This is a genomic window from Polynucleobacter sp. UB-Tiil-W10, assembly GCF_018881605.1.
In the GTDB taxonomy this organism is placed as follows: Bacteria; Pseudomonadota; Gammaproteobacteria; order Burkholderiales; family Burkholderiaceae; genus Polynucleobacter.
In genome coordinates, this window is the sequence record NZ_JACVPZ010000001.1 from 645425 (window position 1) to 664021 (window position 18597).

18 protein-coding genes are annotated in these 18597 nt (G+C 46.1%); 11 read left to right on the forward strand and 7 right to left on the reverse strand.

From position 1 onward, the window contains the following. Positions 1–18: 18 nt before the first annotated feature. The 4 genes from rsmA to ICN33_RS03210 are packed head-to-tail and all read right to left on the reverse strand — an operon-like array spanning position 19 to position 5757. Positions 19–795 (reverse strand): 16S rRNA (adenine(1518)-N(6)/adenine(1519)-N(6))-dimethyltransferase RsmA, encoded by a 777-nt coding sequence (gene rsmA / locus ICN33_RS03195; RefSeq protein WP_216194483.1) that lies wholly within the window; start codon positions 793–795, stop codon positions 19–21. A gap of 9 nt (positions 796–804) precedes the next feature. Next, positions 805–1806 carry a 4-hydroxythreonine-4-phosphate dehydrogenase PdxA gene (pdxA, locus tag ICN33_RS03200; protein WP_216196530.1) on the reverse strand — a complete coding sequence of 334 codons (1002 nt, stop codon included), beginning with the start codon at positions 1804–1806 and terminating at the stop codon, positions 805–807. After that, positions 1781–3226, reverse strand: coding sequence for a peptidylprolyl isomerase (locus ICN33_RS03205; RefSeq protein WP_255530621.1), 1446 nt, complete (start codon positions 3224–3226; stop codon positions 1781–1783). The genes pdxA and ICN33_RS03205 overlap by 26 nt, the downstream gene beginning before the upstream one ends. Positions 3227–3234: 8 nt before the next feature. Next, on the reverse strand, positions 3235–5757 hold the full coding sequence (locus ICN33_RS03210) for an LPS-assembly protein LptD (protein WP_216194485.1): 2523 nt from the start codon (positions 5755–5757) through the stop codon (positions 3235–3237). Positions 5758–5790: 33 nt separating this feature from the next. On the opposite strand from ICN33_RS03210, the gene ICN33_RS03215 reads away from it, so the two are divergent. The 10 genes from ICN33_RS03215 (at position 5791) to ruvB (ending at position 15375) form a co-directional block, all read left to right on the forward strand. Continuing rightward, positions 5791–6792: an aminoglycoside phosphotransferase family protein gene (locus ICN33_RS03215; protein ID WP_216194487.1), complete on the forward strand. Its 1002-nt coding sequence runs from the start codon at positions 5791–5793 to the stop codon at positions 6790–6792. A 10-nt stretch (positions 6793–6802) separates the two neighbouring features. Further along, entirely contained in the window at positions 6803–7519 is a 717-nt protein-coding gene (gene murU, locus ICN33_RS03220) for an N-acetylmuramate alpha-1-phosphate uridylyltransferase MurU (protein WP_216194489.1), read from the forward strand. Next, positions 7512–8879, forward strand: coding sequence for an aminopeptidase P N-terminal domain-containing protein (locus ICN33_RS03225; protein WP_255530623.1), 1368 nt, complete (start codon positions 7512–7514; stop codon positions 8877–8879). Before murU ends, ICN33_RS03225 begins: the two co-directional genes overlap by 8 nt. A 16-nt stretch (positions 8880–8895) precedes the next feature. Next, positions 8896–10053 (forward strand): FAD-dependent monooxygenase, encoded by a 1158-nt coding sequence (locus tag ICN33_RS03230; protein WP_216194493.1) that lies wholly within the window; start codon positions 8896–8898, stop codon positions 10051–10053. A 129-nt stretch (positions 10054–10182) separates the two neighbouring features. Beyond that, a complete protein-coding gene (dusB, locus tag ICN33_RS03235; RefSeq protein WP_216194494.1) occupies positions 10183–11199 on the forward strand; it encodes a tRNA dihydrouridine synthase DusB in 1017 nt (338 codons plus the stop codon). A 50-nt stretch (positions 11200–11249) separates the two neighbouring features. Further along, on the forward strand, positions 11250–11489 hold the full coding sequence (locus tag ICN33_RS03240; protein ID WP_068319558.1) for a helix-turn-helix domain-containing protein: 240 nt from the start codon (positions 11250–11252) through the stop codon (positions 11487–11489). 47 nt (positions 11490–11536) lie between these two features. After that, positions 11537–13117, forward strand: a complete 1581-nt coding sequence (purH, locus tag ICN33_RS03245; RefSeq protein WP_216194496.1) for a bifunctional phosphoribosylaminoimidazolecarboxamide formyltransferase/IMP cyclohydrolase — start codon at positions 11537–11539, stop codon at positions 13115–13117. A 31-nt stretch (positions 13118–13148) separates the two neighbouring features. Continuing rightward, positions 13149–13667: a crossover junction endodeoxyribonuclease RuvC gene (ruvC, locus tag ICN33_RS03250; protein WP_216194498.1), complete on the forward strand. Its 519-nt coding sequence runs from the start codon at positions 13149–13151 to the stop codon at positions 13665–13667. A gap of 29 nt (positions 13668–13696) precedes the next feature. Then, a complete protein-coding gene (gene ruvA / locus ICN33_RS03255) occupies positions 13697–14278 on the forward strand; it encodes a Holliday junction branch migration protein RuvA (RefSeq protein ID WP_216194500.1) in 582 nt (193 codons plus the stop codon). A 26-nt stretch (positions 14279–14304) separates the two neighbouring features. After that, the gene (gene ruvB / locus ICN33_RS03260; protein WP_216194502.1) at positions 14305–15375 is read left to right on the forward strand and encodes a Holliday junction branch migration DNA helicase RuvB; all 1071 of its coding nucleotides are present in this window, start codon (positions 14305–14307) and stop codon (positions 15373–15375) included. Positions 15376–15384: 9 nt separating this feature from the next. Here ruvB and ICN33_RS03265 read toward each other — a convergent pair whose 3' ends face one another. Continuing rightward, positions 15385–15759, reverse strand: coding sequence for a nuclear transport factor 2 family protein (locus tag ICN33_RS03265; protein WP_216194504.1), 375 nt, complete (start codon positions 15757–15759; stop codon positions 15385–15387). A 12-nt stretch (positions 15760–15771) separates the two neighbouring features. Next, complete coding sequence (gene tyrS, locus ICN33_RS03270) at positions 15772–17004, reverse strand: tyrosine--tRNA ligase (protein ID WP_216194506.1); 1233 nt, start codon at positions 17002–17004, stop codon at positions 15772–15774. A gap of 76 nt (positions 17005–17080) precedes the next feature. Between tyrS and ICN33_RS03275 the strand changes: the two genes are divergently transcribed. Then, positions 17081–18208 carry an anhydro-N-acetylmuramic acid kinase gene (locus tag ICN33_RS03275; protein ID WP_216194508.1) on the forward strand — a complete coding sequence of 376 codons (1128 nt, stop codon included), beginning with the start codon at positions 17081–17083 and terminating at the stop codon, positions 18206–18208. Positions 18209–18216: 8 nt separating this feature from the next. Here the strand turns inward: ICN33_RS03275 and erpA are convergent, their stop codons facing one another. Then, complete coding sequence (gene erpA / locus ICN33_RS03280; protein WP_216194510.1) at positions 18217–18591, reverse strand: iron-sulfur cluster insertion protein ErpA; 375 nt, start codon at positions 18589–18591, stop codon at positions 18217–18219. Positions 18592–18597 lie beyond the last annotated feature (6 nt).

Genomic DNA, 18597 nt, shown 5'->3' on the forward strand with positions numbered 1-18597 from the left:
TCAGTATTGATTATTGATTTATGAGGCGAGAACCTTAGCCCACTCAATATAGCGATCTACTGAAATATCCTGAGCCCTCGCTTTAAGCTCTGTCTCAGTCAAACGTAATCTATCAACAAAAGCACTCAGGTTGGTACGCAACATTTTTCTTCTTTGAGCAAAAGCTGAGGCAACTACTTTCTCTAAAGAACTCCACTGCACATCTGTTAGAGCAAAATCCCTCCTAGGGATCATGCGCACTACAGCTGAGTTCACTTTAGGCTGAGGGTCAAACGCTTCAGGCGGAACCTCTAATACCAGCTCCATATCGTAGCGAGCCTGAAGCATGACAGATAACCTACTGAAATCAGAGCTCCCCGCCTTTGCAACCATTCGTTCCACCACCTCTGCTTGGAGCATAAAGACCTGCTCATCAATATGACGTGCAGCGGTCACCAAATGGAACAGCAGTGGCGATGAGATGTTGTATGGCAGATTACCGACTACCTTACATAACCCCTTTTTAGTAGCGCAATCCTGAGCCCATGCCAAGAAATCAAACTTAAGGGCATCGCCTTCGATAACCTTTAGGCCTTTAAGATTTTTCTCATTCCAAAATGCCACTAAGTCTCGGTCAATTTCCAGAAGATCCAAGTGATCAAGATTACTGAGCAAAGGGAGTGTTAATGCGCCCAAGCCAGGCCCTATCTCAATAACGTGCATATCAACACTGGGATTGATGAGCGCAACAATCGAATAAATAATTCCGTTATCTTGTAGAAAATTCTGACCAAATCGTTTACGAGCGCGATGCATGTTTTGGTCTTACTTTCTTTGATTAAGCACTAATTGGTAAGCTAAACGCAAAGCCTCAAGCATGCTGCCCGAGTCTGCCACACCTTTGCCAGCAATATCTAAAGCGGTTCCATGATCTACCGAGGTGCGGATGATAGGCAATCCTAAGGTGACATTTACACCATTTCCAAAAGTAACGAATTTAAATGGCGCCAAACCTTGATCGTGATACATCGCAATGAACGCATCCACGTGCGCAATAGATTCAGAATCAAACATCGTATCGCCCGGATATGGGCCTGAAATATTGATTCCACTCCTTTGAGCTGCTTCAATTGCGGGCGAGATCACCTCTATTTCTTCGCGGCCTAAATAGCCTGACTCTCCCGCATGAGGATTTAATCCCGCAATTCGAATATAGGGTTTTACGATGCCGAATTTTTTCTGCAAGTCTTGGTTGACGATTTCAATCGTTTGCAATATGAGCTCATAACTGAGCGCTTGTGGAACTTCTTTTAAAGGAAGGTGGGTAGTAACCAGGGCGACTCGTAGCTCCCTAGAAGTCTTCAATCCCAAGAATCCAACTGGCAAGGGTGCGCACAACATCATCACTACATGAGAGATATGACAACGCTGCGCAAGATACTCGGTATGCCCTGTAAATGGAGTCCCAGCGTCATTAATAATACTTTTTTGAAGTGGTGCGGTCACCATTGCATCAAAGCGCCCTTGCTTACAACCATCAATTGCTTGATCCAAAAGATTGATCACATATTGAGCGTTTTGTGCATTCAAGCTCCCTGGAATTACAGTATCCCCCAGTGGGATGGATTGAATTTGCAATCGACTCGATAAATCTGAGTTCAAGTTATCAGGCAAGATCAATAGCTTGTCATTGCCTAATAAAGTTATTCGAGCATCAGTATGCTCACTTAAAAACCCCAACGACGCAGCAAGAGAAACTTCTGGCCCAATACCGGCTGGCTCGCCAGTGCTTACAACGAGATTAACGAGGGGCGCTGCTTGCGGCATCATCCACGTTCAAAATTTTAACTGTTGCGTTATCACGTAACTCGCGCATCCATTCCTGATAAGCCTGTTCAAACTTTTTTTCACGGATTGCTGCACGTGCAAATTGACGCTGCTTCTCAACAGTAAGCTGACCTTCACGACGATCAATTACCTGAATTAAATGCCAACCAAATTCAGATTTCACTGGGTTACTTACCTCACCAATTTGCAAGCGGTTCATCGCCTGTTCATATTCTGGAACCAGATCTCCAGGCCCCATCCAGCCAAGCTCACCACCATTTGGTGCCGACCCATCTTCAGAGTATTTTTTTGCAAGCTCGGCAAAATCCGCCGTCTTGGCGCGTACCTGATCACGGTATCCCTGCAAACGACGCTCGGCATCCTGATCACTTAAACCGGCACGGCTGCGCAACAAAATGTGACGAGATAAAGTTTGAGTAATTGGAATATTTTGTGGTGCAGCAGATCCAGCATCGGAAGCTGTAGCCTGCTGCGGTGGTGGGCTAGCGCCCGCTGCACGACGATCCAAAACCTTTAGGACATGGAACCCAGCCGGGCTCTTCACAACTGCATTCGCAACCTGACCGCTGCCAGTATTACGAACAGCTTCATAGAATAATTGCGGCAAACGATCGGGCGTACGGTAACCCAACTCTTGAAACTTAATCTTGGGATTTTCTTTGGCAGCCATAGCTCCCAACTGCAAGAAGTCAACATCACCACGAGCATCGCGCAAAAGAGCTTCAGCTTTCTTCTTAGCATCTGCTTGTGCGCCTGCACCAGCTCCAGCATCCACCGGAATAAAAATTTGGGCTACATCAATTTCTTCTAACTCACCCTTAGCGGCGGGTGCTGAACGTTGTGCCCCACCCGAAGTCATCGCTCGAGTTCGGTCTGAAATATAGTTATCAACCTCAGCATCAGAGATCTTAATTTTTCCCTCAATCTCCCGCTCTCTATAGCGAGAAACCAGAATCTCGTCGCGCAACATCTCCTTGTAGCGCTCAAATGAAGTTCCTGAGGTAGCTACCTTGGCTTTAAATTCTGCAAGACTTACCTTATTCTTGGCGGCTATATCGCTAATAATTTTATCCAACTCTTTGTTGGTGACTTTGATTCCCTCTTGATCTGCATTTTGCAGTTGAATTTTTTCTAAGATAAGTCGATCTAAGATCGCTTTTCTCTCTGATCCATCCTCGGGTAGCTTGACGCCCTGCTTTTTAAGTGCGGCAATACGATCGTCAATTTCTTTGCGTGTTACATAGCCTGTATTTACTACCGCAGCCACACCATCAATATTACGAATCTTGCTTTCTGCAACAGTATTCGACTTTGCTGCATCTTGAGCAAATGAAGAAGTTACAAACAACCCAAGCCCAATGAAGATGGCAAGGAGAGCGATTTGTTTAAAGCGATTCATACAAAGCATCATTGATAGTTCTCGTATGTTGAAGGTGGTATAGGCTTGGAGGTAGGCATATATCCAGGAACATTTAGCTTCATGATATCAACTGGATTGCTTCCAGCGCTAGCAAAGCCCCTAAATTCGATCTGGAAGAGCACCTGAGTGGTGGTTATTTGTGAAGTATTCAAGACTTGTGAATAGGCTCCGCGGAATGTCCAGCAATCCCTACTCCACTCCAGAGCTACCAAAGTGTTCAAGGTCTTAGTGGTTAAGGCATCGTAACCCCAGCGGCCTAAAACAGAAACTTCTCGGGTAATCGGCCATTGTCCAGAAATATTGTATTGATCTGTAGTGGTGGATGCAGGAACAAACGCTTGATTATTCTGAACCGAGGCCTGCACTGGAGGGGACCAAACATTGCGGTAGCCAAAATTCAAACTTCTACCTTGTGTTGGACGCCAACTACCTCCAACCGTACTTTGTACAAATTTATTTAACTGGGTGTTGTATTGCCCAAATACATCTGCACTGAAATTACCTAGCAAACGAAGTGAGCCGGATCCCAAAGTGTCAGAATAAGTGGTGGGATTCAAAATCGTGCCGTTCAATCCAACGCGCTGTCCAGTGAACTGCTGCTTTTGAGCCACAGTTACGTTGGCACGCTCCGCTCCGGTATTCGCCTCAATCATGCGACTAGTAAGACCAAGAGTGGCAGCATTGTTATCCGCTATACGGTCGTTACCAATAAAAGTGTTTTCACTAAAGATTTGGGAAACGCCAAAGCCAGCATCTGCCGTATCAAATAGAGGGGTCTGCGCCTGACTCTGATAAGGCGTGTAAACATAAAAAGCGCGAGGCTCCATAGTCAGCAACATATCGCGACCAAAGAAACCTTTTAATTCAGCAGCATCTCTTTCAAATGCCAATGCTGAATCCAAACTAAAGGTCGGTATAGTAAAACCTTGAACTACCGGCGCTCCAGTTGCCGCAAATGGCGTGGCGTTATATGTATTTGACTGAAAACTAACTTTAGGAGTGATGTAGTAGCCTGGGGTCACTTGCGGTAATGCCATTGCGCCTTTAATCACTGTTCTATCTGCTTGGCTATAGACGCCTGGAGCAGTGGCTGCCAAGTTTCCACCAATGTTGTATGAGAATCTTGTGTAATCAGCAGAAAAAGTGGTTGCCGGTCCTGTTGGCAAGGTAACGTACTTCCCACTGACATCAGCGACTGCTGGAGTCAGACGATTGTTATAAGCAGCCGTAACGTTTGGCAAAATGTTGTAAGGCGCTTGAACTATATTTGTTGGATCTGGTTGCAAGGTTTGAAATGTCAATGCTCTAGCCGACACATTCCAATTACTCAGACTTCCGGTCAAGCCCTTGGTGGTTCCTACCTCCTGACGAAACTGACTCGTTACAGCACCAGCAATACTCTGCGAGAAGTCTGTTGGATATAAGTTATCTGAAACCCGCGCCATATTAGCGTAACCAGTCCAAGAGCCCGGCAGAGGAACCCCGCCAGGAGCAACGCCGCCACTAAATACTTGTCTCTGCTGCCAGTCATAGCGCCAACGATCGGTGCCCGTCTTGTTGTCATGCGCCAGATAATCTCCGACTAAAGTACCGGTGTATTTGGTATCTAGAAAGCGGTAGTTCGCGCCTATCTGCAAACCGCGTTCACTCATGTAGCGCGGAAGAATCAATAAATCCCTATTGGGCGCAATATTGACGTAATAAGGCTGCGTCACATCAAAGCCGTTATTAGAGCTGTATCCAACAACGGGAGCCAAAATACCCGAACGGCGCTGATTTGAGGTTGGTGCAGTGAAATAAGGAACGTAAGCAATAGGTACATCAAAGAAACGCATCACACCATGAGTACCCACCATCTCCTTTTGCTCATTGTCGATTTCTAAGGTGCTGGCCGAAAAATACCAATCCATATTTTGCGGTGTGCATGTGGTGTATGTTGCCTTGTCAAAAACAAAAATATCTGAGTTTTCAATCGTTAATTTTGTTGCAGATCCATTACCACGGGTATCGCGCAGTTCGTACGTAGGCGTCTCCATCTCGCCTTCACGGGCATCTACCTTAAATTTAGCAGTTGGTCCTTTAAAAGTAGTATTACCTTTAGTCAACTCAGCGTTACCCACGAGATCAGCAATGTCAGTATCTGGGTCATAAATAATCTCATCAGCTTTAATGACTCCGCCATTGCGCCGCATTTGAGCGCGACCCTTAAGCTTCATTTGCCGATTCACTACACCCTCAATAGAATCGCTCGAAGTAAAAGTCAGCGCTTTGCTATCGTCTATCGGAATCCCAGTTCTTAGCTGATCATCCAACTTTAAAATGGTGACATTACCGCGATCCGGCAATAAAACTGTATTGGCGTTAGCCTGTGCATTTGGGGGTAATGGAGCCGGTGCTTGAGCGCGTGCGTAGAAGGCAAATTGAAGCAATGCCACCCCCATCATTACGCGCAGGGTTACATACAAAAAAAGAGGGGCGCAAAGGCCGGCGCGACGGCGATAATGACTCATAGATCCAGACCCGCCTTATTATACGAATCGACCATGACTGACTCTCGCTTAAACACCCTCCGCAACTGGCTAAAAGCCCTGGAAGCTAGCTGGCAATTAGATCTCGACTCTTTGGCGCCAGCCTCAGCCGATGCCAGCTTTCGGCGCTATTTCCGAATTGTGTCCAAAAAGCCCAATTTTGGGACTTTGATCGTGATGGATGCCCCGCCCCAATATGAGCCCTTAGATGCCTTCATTCAAGTGGATTTATTGCTGTCAGAAGCAGGTTTAAATGTACCAAAAATCCTCGAGCAAAATCTTGTAGAAGGCTTCTTGCTGATAAATGATTTGGGCACCAAAACCTATCTAACTGAACTCAATAACGAGACAGCTGATCATCTCTACAAAGATGCTACTCACGCATTGGTTTTAATGCAAATGGCAAGCAAACCAGATGTTTTACCAAATTACGATGCAGCGCTATTACAAAGAGAGCTCGATTTATTTCCAGAGTGGTATTTAAGCAAGCACCTCAACGCTGAACTCAATGAGCAACAAACCGAGCAATTGAAAAAATCTTTTGCGCTCATTATTGAAAATAATTTAGCGCAGGCTAAAGTCTACGTTCATCGTGACTACCATTCTCGCAACCTAATGGTCACGGAAAAGAATAATCCTGGAGTAATTGACTTTCAGGATGCTGTATACGGGCCAATTACTTATGATGCTTCTTCCTTATGGCGTGATGCTTATATTGCTTGGCCTGAAGAACGTGTAATTGACTGGGTGATTAAATTTTGGGAAGAAGGCCGCAAGGCAGGGCTGCCAATGCCAAATGATTTTGGACAGTTCTATCGTGATTTTGAATGGATGGGTTTGCAACGCCACCTCAAGGTCTTAGGCATATTTGCAAGACTCTTTCATCGTGATGGCAAAGATGGCTACCTCAAAGATATTCCTCTCGTTTTGGAATACGCGATTGCTACTGCAAACCGTTACATTGAGTTAAAGCCATTGGCTCGTATTCTAGAATCCACTCGCCCAAATCAAGCGTAGTTCACACACCATGAGTCAGCTCAATCGCATACCTTGTTTTTTACTGGCGGCTGGACGTGGTGAGCGTATGCGCCCCCTCACGGATGACTTACCAAAACCCTTGCTCACCATTCGGAACAAATCTTTGCTGAAATGGCATTTAGAGGCGCTAGCAAACGCAAAAGTTGAGGATGTCGTGATTAATCATGCGTGGTTAGGCGAAAAAATTGAGGCAGCCCTGGGCGATGGAGGCCAATTTGGCCTGCATATTCAATACTCTCCCGAGGAAAGCGCTCTGGAAACAGCCGGAGGAATCTGTAAGGCACTTCCGATCATCGCTCCCGAGGACTACTTCTTGGTCATTAACGGCGATGTCTTTAGCCCAAATCTACCCATTACTCAGTTGTTGGAAATGGTGCCCAAAATGCGAATGGACGCCAGCAAGCCTTTGGCCCACTTATTGATGGTCCCCAACCCGGTTCAGCATCCCGAGGGTGATTTTTACCTCCAGGGATCAACGGTTAGTACTGCTGAATCCATTGGCGCCGAGAAGCTCACTTTTTCTGGAATTGGGATTTATCACAAAGACCTCTTTAAAACCCTGGAATTCGGGGCACCAGCCAAGCTCGCGCCATTATTGAGAACTGCCATGGAGCAAAATCAAGTGTCTGGTGAAAAATATCTCGGTCCATGGCACGATGTAGGCACACCACAACGCTTACAAGAGCTCAATGCAGCATATGAATAATTTGAATATTTATCAGCTTCGCAGAAATCAATTAGCAGAACTAATCTTTGCTAAGACTGGTGGAGGGGTCGCCGTCATCTCTACAGCACCTGAGCTGACCCGTAACCGTGACAGCGAGTTTCCTTATCGCCACGATAGTGACTTTTATTACTTGACTGGTTTTGAAGAGCCAGGTGCCACACTAGTTATGAAGATTTTGGGTAATGGAAAAAACTTCCAACTTGAATCTCACTTATTTTGCAGACCCAAAGATTCTGAACGAGAGATTTGGGATGGCATTCGCCTTGGGCCTGAAGCAGCGCCTGAAGCTTTGGGTATTGAGTATGCTCACAGCAATCAAGAATTAGACCAAACACTGGGTAACTTATTAGCTGATGAGGATGCGGTGTACATACGCCTTGCTGAAAGCGCTGAAGCTGATAGACGCTTGCGTCATTGGATGAAACAAGTACGAGGTCAAGCACGATCCGGAATCAATCCACCATCAGAGCTTCATGATGTTGAGGCACTCATTCATGAAATGCGCTTATTTAAAGATGTTCATGAAATTGACATCATGCGTCGCGCAGCGGCTATCTCTGCTCGCGCCCATGTTCGTGCCATGCAAGTCTGCATGCCAGGAATGCGTGAATATCAAATCGAAGCAGAATTACTACATGAGTTCCGCAATAGCGGTGCACAAAGCGTTGCCTACAACAGCATCGTTGCTGGCGGTGCAAATTCTTGCATTCTTCACTATCGTGCAGGCTCAACTGAATTGCGCAGCGGTGAGCTTTGTCTTATTGATGCTGGCTGTGAACTTGATGGCTACGCGTCAGATATCACACGGACATTTCCAGTCAATGGAAAATTTACTGGGCCACAACGCGCCTTGTATGACATTACATTAGCAGCTCAAGAAGCTGCAATTGCGATGACCAAGCCCGGCAATACATTTATGCAGCCACATGAAGCAGCACTCAAAGTGCTTACCCAAGGCTTGTTAGATGAAAAACTACTAAAACTCTCCGACTTAGGCTCGCTTGATAACGCCATTGAGACTGCTGCCTATCGTCGCTTCTATATGCATCGCACTTCGCACTGGCTTGGTATGGACGTTCATGATGTCGGTTCATATCGTGAAGCCACCCAAGATTCTTCAACTGTAGAAAAGCCTTGGCGCATTCTCAAAAACGGTATGGTTATTACGGTGGAACCAGGCCTATATGTCAGACCAGCAGATGATGTAGATGAAAAATTTTGGAATATCGGTATCCGCATTGAGGATGATGCTGTCGTCAATGACTCTGGATGTGAATTAATTTCTCGTGGCGTGCCCGTCAATGCTGATGAGATTGAAGCGCTCATGAAAAACGCTTAAGGCCATCCACATCAAAATGAGTCTACCTAGTTGCGATATCTTGATTCAGGGTGGCGGTCCAGTCGGACTCGCTTGCGCTGCATGGACCTTGCAGAAATTTCCTGATGCAAAAATTACATTACTTGATCGCAATCCCATCAATGACGAGGATTTAGCAGGCGCCGATAGTCGAGGAATTGCACTCTCCCACGGTAGCAAACTTTTACTCGATACGATTCATGCATGGCCAAAAGAGTCTGCCGCAATTCATTGCGTTCATGTTTCACAAGCTGGACGTTTTGGTCGCGCACTCATGACGCGAGAAGAGCTCAATCAAGATGCGCTTGGACATATTATTCGCTATCGCGATATTCACATTACGCTACGCCAAGCCTTAAGGGCTATTCAAGGTAAGAGCCCTCATTTTATTTGGCAGCATATTCATCAAGATGCCAAAGACTTGAGTATTCAAGCCAAATGTATTGTGCATGCTGAGGGTGGTTTATTCAAGACACAAGATTGGGTAGAGTCTGGTCGCGATTATGGGCAGTCTGCTTTGGTGGGTCTAGTTGAAGTAGAAAATGCAGAGCCTCATAAAGCTTGGGAACGCTTTACTGCTGAAGGTCCATTAGCCGTATTGCCGAGTCATTATGGTCACAACATTCTGAATCTTGTTTGGTGTGGTTCACCAGAATCATCGCAGCAGCGCTTGCATCTGAGCGATGCAGATTTCTTGAATGAACTACAAAAAGAATTTGGTTCGCGCATTGGAAAATATCTGAAAGTTCAAGATCGTCGTTTGTATGAACTGGGTTTGAACTATCGCAAAGAAATTGCTAAAGACCATGAAGTATGGATTGGTAACGCCGCCCAAACTTTGCACCCTGTGGCAGGTCAGGGTTTGAATTTAGGGTTACGAGATGCCTTTTTGCTGTCAGAGAAGTTAGTTGGGGTATTTTCCGGATCCACAGAAGAGCAATCTCCAATAGACATTCAAGATGCGCTCCAGGGTTATGCGCAAAGTCGAAAAATCGATCGAGCAACCACCATTGGTCTTACAGACTTCATGGCCAGGGTATTTACATCTAATCTAGCCCCAATTGTGGTGGCTCGTGGATTGGCTTTATCGGCCCTTCAGTGGCTCCCACCAGTCAAAACAGCCTTAGCTCGTCAGATGATGTTTGGCAAGCGCTAAAGCGCTTTAATAGCTTCCAAAATCAAAGTCTTCTCAATTTGATCTAGAGCAAGCATTCTGCCTAAAAAATAGGCAAAAAAGGGTGTGACTATGCTAAAGTGTCATGCTTTCCGCCTAAGCCCCTTTTAGATGAATATTGGTCCTCACCTCCTCGCAAATAAGTTATTTGTGGCTCCTATGGCCGGGGTAACGGACCGCCCATTTAGGCAGCTTTGTAAGAAATTAGGTGCTGGGTATGCCGTTTCTGAAATGGTGGCCTCAAATGCCCTGCTTTGGAAAAGTGAAAAGACGCAACGGCGCGCCAACCATGTTGGCGAATTCAAACCCATTGCGGTCCAAATCGCAGGGGCTGATCCAGCGATGATGGCTGCGGCAGCAAAAATTAATGTAGATCACGGCGCCCAAATTATCGACATCAATATGGGCTGTCCCGCTAAGAAAGTTTGCAATGTTGCTGCTGGCTCTGCATTACTACGGGATGAGCCTTTAGTGCAGCAAATTCTAGAAGCAGTTGTAAATGCTGTTGGAGTCGGACCAGATGCCGTGCCTGTTACTTTGAAAATTCGTACGGGCTGGGATCGCGAACATAAGAATGCAATTGAGATTGCGCGTCTTGCTGAGAAATCTGGCATCTCAATGCTGACTGTGCATGGCCGTACAAGAGCGGATCTTTACCATGGTGAAGCAGAGTATGAAACGATTACTGCGGTCAAAAATAGCGTAGGTATTCCTGTGGTGGCTAACGGTGATATCAACTGCCCAGAAAAGGCAGAGCAAGTTTTAAAGATTACTGGCGCCGATGCCATCATGATTGGTCGCGCCGCTCAAGGCCGCCCTTGGATTTTTCGCGAAATTAATCACTATCTCGAAACTGGTGGCATGCTTCCAACTCCTGAGATCAATGAGATTCAGTCCATCATGAACGCCCATCTCTTGGACCACTATGAGTTCTATGGGGAACATATTGGCCTGCGTACCGCTCGCAAACATATTGGCTGGTACTGCAAAGGTTTGCGTGATTCGCATGCCTTCCGTCAGCGTATGAATACCGCTGACGACTGTAAAACTCAACTTCAAATGGTTAATGACTATTTTGACGAGATGAAATCCCACTCTGACCGCTTGTTATTTTTAGAGGCGGCGTAGCTTTAAGCGTATTTAGTTTTCTTTATTTAATTTTGCATTGATAGATTGTTATGACCAATAAGCACCCGATTACCGAATGTATTGAAACCCAGTTACAGGGTTACTTGAATGATCTCAAGGGAACTGCGCCGACGGATATCTATCAAATGGTATTGGCAGTAGTTGAAAAGCCAATGTTGGAATTAGTAATGCAACATGCTAAACAAAACCAATCCTTAGCAGCCCAATATCTGGGCATTAACCGCAATACCCTACACAAAAAGTTAGTTGAACATCAATTACTCAAGTAAATATTACATATAACAAAGCCATTTTTTAATTAAACCCTTCGAAAAATATGATCCGCACAGCCCTCCTTTCTGTATCCGATAAAAATGGCATTGTGCCTTTTGCTAAAGCCCTCCATGAGCAAGGCATTAAGCTCATCTCCACAGGTGGTACCGCCAAACTTTTGGCAGAAAATAATCTACCTGTCGTCGAGGTCTCTTCATTGACCAAGTTTCCAGAAATGCTGGATGGTCGTGTGAAAACTCTCCACCCAATGGTGCATGGCGGCTTATTGGCTCGCCGAGATTTCCCAGAACATATGGCAGCCTTAAAAGAGCATGGTATTGATACGATCGACATGCTGGTCATCAACCTTTACCCTTTTAATGAGACTGTTGCCAAGGAAAACTGTTCGTTCGAAGATGCGGTTGAGAACATTGACATTGGTGGACCAGCGATGTTGCGTGCGGCTGCAAAGAATCATCAGGACGTCACAGTGCTGATCTCACCGGAAGATTACGCTCCAGTCTTATCTGAAATGAAAGCTAATCAAAACGTTGTTTCTTACAAAACCAACTTAGCTTTAGCAAAAAAAGTATTTGCACACACAGCCCAATACGACGGCGCTATTGCTAACTATCTCTCAGCCTTAGGCGATGACTTGGATCACAAAGCACGCTCAGCTTATCCAGAAACATTGCACCTAGCGTTTGAAAAAGTTCAAGAGATGCGTTATGGCGAGAACCCACACCAATCTGCAGCATTCTATAAAGATATTTACCCCGTAGACGGCGCACTAGCTAATTACAAGCAGTTACAAGGAAAAGAGCTTTCTTATAACAACATTGCTGATGCAGATTCTGCTTGGGAATGCGTCAAGAGCTTTACCGGTAACTCTGGTGGTGCTGCTGCCTGCGTCATTATTAAGCACGCCAATCCCTGTGGCGTTGCCGTAGGAAGCAATGCACTCGAGGCTTATCAAAAAGCATTTAAGACTGACACAAGCTCAGCATTTGGCGGGATCATTGCCTTCAACGTGCCTTGTGATGCCGCTACTGCTGAAGCAGTCTCCAAGCAATTTGTAGAGGTCCTGATTGCCCCAAGCTTTAGCGAAGAAGCAAAAGCAATTTTTGCAGCCAAGCAAAACGTTCGTCTTCTAGAGATCCCATTGGGTACTGCATTTAATGCTTTTGATTTCAAACGTGTAGGCGGTGGTCTGCTCGTGCAATCTCCAGATGCTAAAAACGTTCTTGAAAATGAAATGCGCGTTGTCAGTAAGCGTCTACCAACTCCAACAGAAATGCACGACATGATGTTTGCATGGCGTGTTGCTAAGTTTGTTAAATCCAATGCCATTGTGTATTGTGCCAACGGTATGACCTTGGGCATTGGCGCGGGTCAAATGAGCCGTGTAGATTCTGCACGCATGGCAAGCATTAAGGCTGAAAACGCTGGCTTAAGTCTTCAGGGCTCTGCTGTAGCTAGCGATGCTTTCTTCCCATTTCGCGATGGCTTAGATGTTGTAGTAAATGGCGGTGCCAGCTGTGCAATTCAACCTGGCGGCAGTATGCGTGATGATGAAATCATTGCAGCAGCTAACGAACATGGCATTGCCATGATCTTTACTGGCACACGCCACTTCCGCCACTAGGCAATTAGCCAAACGGAAATCTAAAACGCATATGCGCTGGATAGGTATCGACCCAGGCTTAAGGGTCACCGGTTTTGGCATCATTGATGTCGATGGCCAAAAATTGACCTACGTAGCTTCTGGGACGATTGAAAGCGGAGATCCAGCGAAAGGTCTGCCTGAGCGCTTAGGCGCCCTCTATGCCGGCGTTAAAGAAGTTCTAGAGACCTACCGACCTGAATCTGCAGCAATCGAAGAGGTTTTCTTAAATGTAAATCCTCGTTCAACATTAATGCTGGGTCAAGCTCGAGGCGCAGTCATTGCAGCCCTCGTCTCTGAAAAACTCCCAGTGGCAGAGTACAGTGCCTTAAGAGTCAAGCAAGCCATCGTGGGTACAGGCCGTGCAGCCAAACCGCAGGTGCAGGAGATGGTTAAGCGCCTTCTAAGACTGAATCGTGCCCCAGGTACAGATGCTTCTGATGCATTAGGTGTTGCTATCTGCGCCGCCCATCATGCACAAATGCCTAAAGCAATTACTGCGGCCTTGACCCCCAAGAAACGTAGCAAGTAAAAATACACATCACAGGTTAAGATCTCTACATGATTGGTCGCATTCAAGGCATTCTCGTTTCAGTTCATCCTCCTCGCCTCTTGGTCGATTGCCAAGGTATTGGTTATGAGGTTGATGTACCAATGAGCACTCTGTATCAGTTGCCTCAGGCAGGTCAGAAAATCACTCTACTGACACACTTTCAAGTTCGAGAAGATGCGCAGCAACTCTTTGGTTTTGCCACTGAAACTGAGCGTGAGGCATTTAGACAGCTCATCAAAATTAGTGGTGTTGGTTCACGTACGGCACTAGCAGTACTTTCTGGCATGAGTGTCAATGAGTTAGCTCAGGCGATTGCCTTACAAGAGGCCGGGCGCCTAACTCAAGTTCCTGGCATCGGCAAGAAAACCGCTGAACGTCTTTGCTTGGAACTCAAGGGTAAGCTTGCTCCTGATCTCGGTATTACAGGCGATAAACCTCAAGCTATTGAAGCTAGTAGCGAGGTATTACAAGCACTCCTTGCGCTGGGCTATTCTGAAAAAGAAGCACTCCTTGCGCTCAAGCAAATTCCACCTGATACCAGCATCTCGGACGGCATTCGAATGGGTCTGAAGTATCTATCTAAGCCCTAATAGATAAACACCACTACACTTGCAGCATGGCAATTCATACAGACGACCTAAGCTCTATCCCCGAAGATTTACCAGAAGGTAATGACCGCATTGTGAGTGGCGCAGCAGGTAATGCTGAAGCAGTCTTTGAAAGAGCCCTTCGCCCTAAACAACTCGATGAGTATGTCGGCCAAACTAAAGCCAGGGCGCAATTAGAGATTTTTATTAGCGCTACGAGAGCACGGCAAGAGGCTTTAGATCACGTTCTATTATTTGGACCTCCTGGGCTTGGTAAAACCACCCTTGCTCACATTATTGCCAGGGAGCTTGGCGTTAATCTACGTCAAACCAGTGGCCCCGTTTTAGATAGGCCAGGCGATCTAGCTGCCTTGCTAACCAATTTAGAAGAGAACGATGTTCTCTTTATTGACGAGATTCATCGTCTTTCTCCAGTTGTTGAAGAAATTCTCTACCCAGCGCTTGAGGACTACAGCCTAGATATCATGATTGGCGAAGGTCCTGCAGCACGTAGCGTGAAGATTGATCTCAAGCCATTCACTTTGATTGGTGCAACCACCCGCGCAGGAATGCTGACCAATCCATTGCGTGATCGCTTTGGCATTGTGGCCAGACTCGAGTTTTACACCACTGAAGAGCTCACCAAAATCATTACTCGCTCTGCGAGCCTCCTCAAAGCAAGTATTGATCCCGAAGGATCCATTGAAATTGCAAAGCGTGCGCGTGGCACTCCTCGTATTGCTAACCGCCTACTACGTCGTGTACGAGACTATGCGGAGGTAAAAGGTACTGGCACGATTACCAAGGCCATGGCTGATGCCGCGCTGAAAATGCTTGATGTGGATCCAAGCGGCTTTGATGTGATGGACAGAAAATTGCTGGAGGCGATCTTGCACAAGTTTGATGGCGGCCCAGTGGGTATTGATAACCTGGCAGCTGCTATTGGTGAAGAACGAGACACGATTGAGGATGTTCTGGAGCCTTACCTTATTCAGCAAGGCTACTTACAACGTACATCGCGTGGCAGAGTGGCAACCCGTCAGGCTTATGAGCATTTTGGACTAACGCCACCTAGTGGAAGCGTCAGCATCGATTTGTGAGGATGTGAATTAGCTGGCAATCAGATCAGCATAAGCAATGCATTGCCACTGCCCATCTATTTTTTTCCAAACGCTTAGGCGTGGAGAGTATTCCAGCGAAAGCTCTTTGCCATCACGATATTCCAACGCAGCAATCCAGAAACTCACTATTAAATTATCCTGAACTTCAGTCACCTTAAAATCTTTAAACCGAACGGGGCCGAGATGCATCTCTTTCATTAGGCGCATTGCACTTTCTTTATCGCATGCGCCCTGGGAGCTTACAAATTGACATTCTGGAGCAAGTAATTTCTCTAGAGCTTCCCAGTTTTTGTCTTGAATCAACTTTACCGAAAGTCGCTCCAGATTTTCTGCTTCTACTTCAATACTTTTTTGATCACTCATATCTGCCATCAATTAAGTGAGGGTTACTTTTGCAAACTTCCGTTTACCAACCTGCACGACATAAGTTCCGGCCTCAACTTTTAACTGTTTATCAGTAATCGTTGCGCCATCAATTTTTACACCGTTTTGCTCAATATTGCGATTCGCTTCTGATGTGGATGGAGCCAAACCAGCGGCCTTGAGAAGGTTAGCGATGCCCATTGACCCACCAGCAAGGATCACCTCAGGAATGTCGTCTGGTACACCACCCTTAGCGCGATGATTAAAGTCTTCTAAGGCTTTTTCTGCGGCAGCTTGCGAATGAAAGCGGGCAACGATCTCTTGGGCGAGTAGAACTTTGCAATCTTTTGGATTGCGTCCAGCAGCAACTTCTTGCTTCATGAGATCAATTTCAGACATTGGTCGGAATGACAACAATGTGAAGTAATCCCACATTAAATCATCCGAGATACTTAAGAGCTTTCCAAACATGTCTCCAGCAGGCTCGCTGATACCAATGTAATTACCCTTAGACTTACTCATCTTTTCAACGCCATCAAGACCTACCAATAAAGGCATTGTCAAAATACATTGCGGTTCTTGGCCATACTCACGCTGGAGTTCGCGCCCAACTAAAAGATTAAATTTTTGATCTGTACCACCAAGCTCTAAATCACTCTTTAGTGCAACTGAGTCATAACCTTGCATGAGTGGATACAAAAACTCATGGATCGAAATTGGTACGCCATTGCGATAGCGCTTGGTAAAGTCATCGCGCTCTAGCATGCGAGCAACAGTATGCTTGGCTGCTAATTGAATCATGCCGCGTGCACCCAATGGATCACACCATTCACTGTTGTAACGCACTTCAGTTTTAGAGGGGTCGAGCACCATGCTTGCTTGACGATAGTAGGTCTCCGCATTGATGGCGATATCTTCTGCTGTCAATGGAGGGCGGGTAGCGTTACGACCTGATGGATCGCCAATCATGCTGGTGAAATCACCGATCAAGAAAATAACGGTATGCCCCAAATCTTGCAGCTGACGCAATTTGTTTAAAACAACGGTGTGACCCAGATGAATATCAGGGGCAGTTGGATCTAAACCCAATTTAATCCGCAAAGGAGTCTTGGTAGCTTGGCTACGTGCTAGCTTCTGCACCCAGTCAGCCTCAACCAATAACTCATCGCAGCCACGCTTGGTGACTTCAAGTGCCGCAAAGACTTCAGGGGTCAAAGGATATTTTTGTTCTGGTTTAGCCGTCATGCTGATTCGGATTGCTGATTCAGTTAAATTAGTAGTTAAATTGCTAAAGCATAATTGTCGCATTCCTGAGAGCCACATGAACAAACCATACCCCCTCTATATCGGCTTAATGTCTGGCACCAGCCTAGATGGGATAGATGCCGTTCTAGCTAAGATAGGACCGAATGGCGAAGCCAGTGCTCTAGAGGCTGTCAGCACCCCTTTTTTACCCGAGCTCCGTAAAGCCTTATTTGAGCTTCAAAGCCCCGGCCCAAATGAGCTCCACCGGGAAAAGCAAGCTGGTAATGCTCTAGCCTTGGCTTATGCAGTAGCTGTCGATCAGCTGCTCACAAAAGCCAAGCTCCACCCATCCGCCATCACTGCTATCGGTGCGCATGGACAGACCATTCGCCACCAGCCTCACCTTGGTGACATGGCTTATACGCATCAAACACTCAATCCGGCACTCTTAGCAGAAAAAACTGGCATTGATGTCATCGCTGATTTTAGAAGTCGGGATTTAGCTGCTGGTGGACATGGTGCCCCTTTGGTGCCCGCTTTTCATGCACAGCAATTTTCATCGCTTGATGATTTGGCTATTCTGAATATTGGCGGCATCGCCAATCTCACGCTACTTCGCAAAAACGGTGAAGTGACCGGCTTTGATTGTGGCCCCGGAAATATGTTGATGGATGCCTGGATATATGAACACCAAGGAAATGCATTTGATGAGAATGGCGCCTGGGCATTACAAGGCAAGGTAAATGAAGTGCTACTAGCAAAGATGTTGAAAGATTCCTTCTTTGCCAAGATGCCACCAAAAAGCACTGGCAGGGATGATTTTCATCTGACCTGGTTAAAAGAAAATTTAGGTAATGAGAACTATCTGTCTGAAGATGTACAGGCCACCTTACTTCATTTAACTGCGTACTCGGCCTTAGATGCTTTAGCGCGTCATGCCCCGCAAACCCAGAAGCTAATTGTCTGTGGAGGTGGCGCCAGAAATAATGCCCTGATGAATTTATTCAAAGTAAAGTCGCAGCAGCTCTTCAAACAGCCATTAGAAATTACTACAAGCGATACTGCTGGAATTGATCCGCAACTTGTTGAGGGTCTTGCTTTTGCCTGGCTTGCGTGGGCCCACAAAGAAAAACGGCCAGCAAATTTGCCAGCCGTTACAGGAGCGAAGGGTCCTAGAATTCTAGGCGCTTGCTACCCAGCGTAGTTCAATATTTAAGCGGAGAAAGAAGATCCACAACCACACGTAGTTTGTGCATTTGGATTCTTAATAACAAATTGTGAGCCGTTGATATCTTCTTTGTAATCAATCTCAGCACCCACTAAATATTGGAAGCTCATTGAATCCACCAACAAAGTAACGCCATTCTTTTCAAAGAGCGTGTCATCTTCATTCACAGCATCATCAAATGTGAAGCCATACTGAAATCCTGAGCAACCACCCCCTTGTACAAATACTCGGAGTTTCAATTCTGGATTACCTTCTTCCGCAATCAAGTCAGCCACTTTTGCAGCAGCGTTATCCGTGAACACCAATGGGATTGGTGGCTCAGCTAAATCTTGTGCGGGTTGGGTAGCTAATTCGGTCATGGTTCA

Excerpts from the sequence above, each read along its gene's own strand:
- rsmA (WP_216194483.1), bottom strand. The coding sequence starts at position 795 with ATGCATCGCGCTCGTAAACGATTTGGTCAGAATTTTCTACAAGATAAC.
- pdxA (WP_216196530.1), bottom strand. The coding sequence starts at position 1,806 with ATGCCGCAAGCAGCGCCCCTCGTTAATCTCGTTGTAAGCACTGGCGAG.
- ICN33_RS03205 (WP_255530621.1), bottom strand. The coding sequence starts at position 3,226 with ATGAATCGCTTTAAACAAATCGCTCTCCTTGCCATCTTCATTGGGCTT.
- ICN33_RS03210 (WP_216194485.1), bottom strand. The coding sequence starts at position 5,757 with ATGAGTCATTATCGCCGTCGCGCCGGCCTTTGCGCCCCTCTTTTTTTG.
- ICN33_RS03215 (WP_216194487.1), top strand. The coding sequence starts at position 5,791 with ATGACTGACTCTCGCTTAAACACCCTCCGCAACTGGCTAAAAGCCCTG.
- murU (WP_216194489.1), top strand. The coding sequence starts at position 6,803 with ATGAGTCAGCTCAATCGCATACCTTGTTTTTTACTGGCGGCTGGACGT.
- ICN33_RS03225 (WP_255530623.1), top strand. The coding sequence starts at position 7,512 with ATGAATAATTTGAATATTTATCAGCTTCGCAGAAATCAATTAGCAGAA.
- ICN33_RS03230 (WP_216194493.1), top strand. The coding sequence starts at position 8,896 with ATGAGTCTACCTAGTTGCGATATCTTGATTCAGGGTGGCGGTCCAGTC.
- dusB (WP_216194494.1), top strand. The coding sequence starts at position 10,183 with ATGAATATTGGTCCTCACCTCCTCGCAAATAAGTTATTTGTGGCTCCT.
- ICN33_RS03240 (WP_068319558.1), top strand. The coding sequence starts at position 11,250 with ATGACCAATAAGCACCCGATTACCGAATGTATTGAAACCCAGTTACAG.
- purH (WP_216194496.1), top strand. The coding sequence starts at position 11,537 with ATGATCCGCACAGCCCTCCTTTCTGTATCCGATAAAAATGGCATTGTG.
- ruvC (WP_216194498.1), top strand. The coding sequence starts at position 13,149 with ATGCGCTGGATAGGTATCGACCCAGGCTTAAGGGTCACCGGTTTTGGC.
- ruvA (WP_216194500.1), top strand. The coding sequence starts at position 13,697 with ATGATTGGTCGCATTCAAGGCATTCTCGTTTCAGTTCATCCTCCTCGC.
- ruvB (WP_216194502.1), top strand. The coding sequence starts at position 14,305 with ATGGCAATTCATACAGACGACCTAAGCTCTATCCCCGAAGATTTACCA.
- ICN33_RS03265 (WP_216194504.1), bottom strand. The coding sequence starts at position 15,759 with ATGAGTGATCAAAAAAGTATTGAAGTAGAAGCAGAAAATCTGGAGCGA.
- tyrS (WP_216194506.1), bottom strand. The coding sequence starts at position 17,004 with ATGACGGCTAAACCAGAACAAAAATATCCTTTGACCCCTGAAGTCTTT.
- ICN33_RS03275 (WP_216194508.1), top strand. The coding sequence starts at position 17,081 with ATGAACAAACCATACCCCCTCTATATCGGCTTAATGTCTGGCACCAGC.
- erpA (WP_216194510.1), bottom strand. The coding sequence starts at position 18,591 with ATGACCGAATTAGCTACCCAACCCGCACAAGATTTAGCTGAGCCACCA.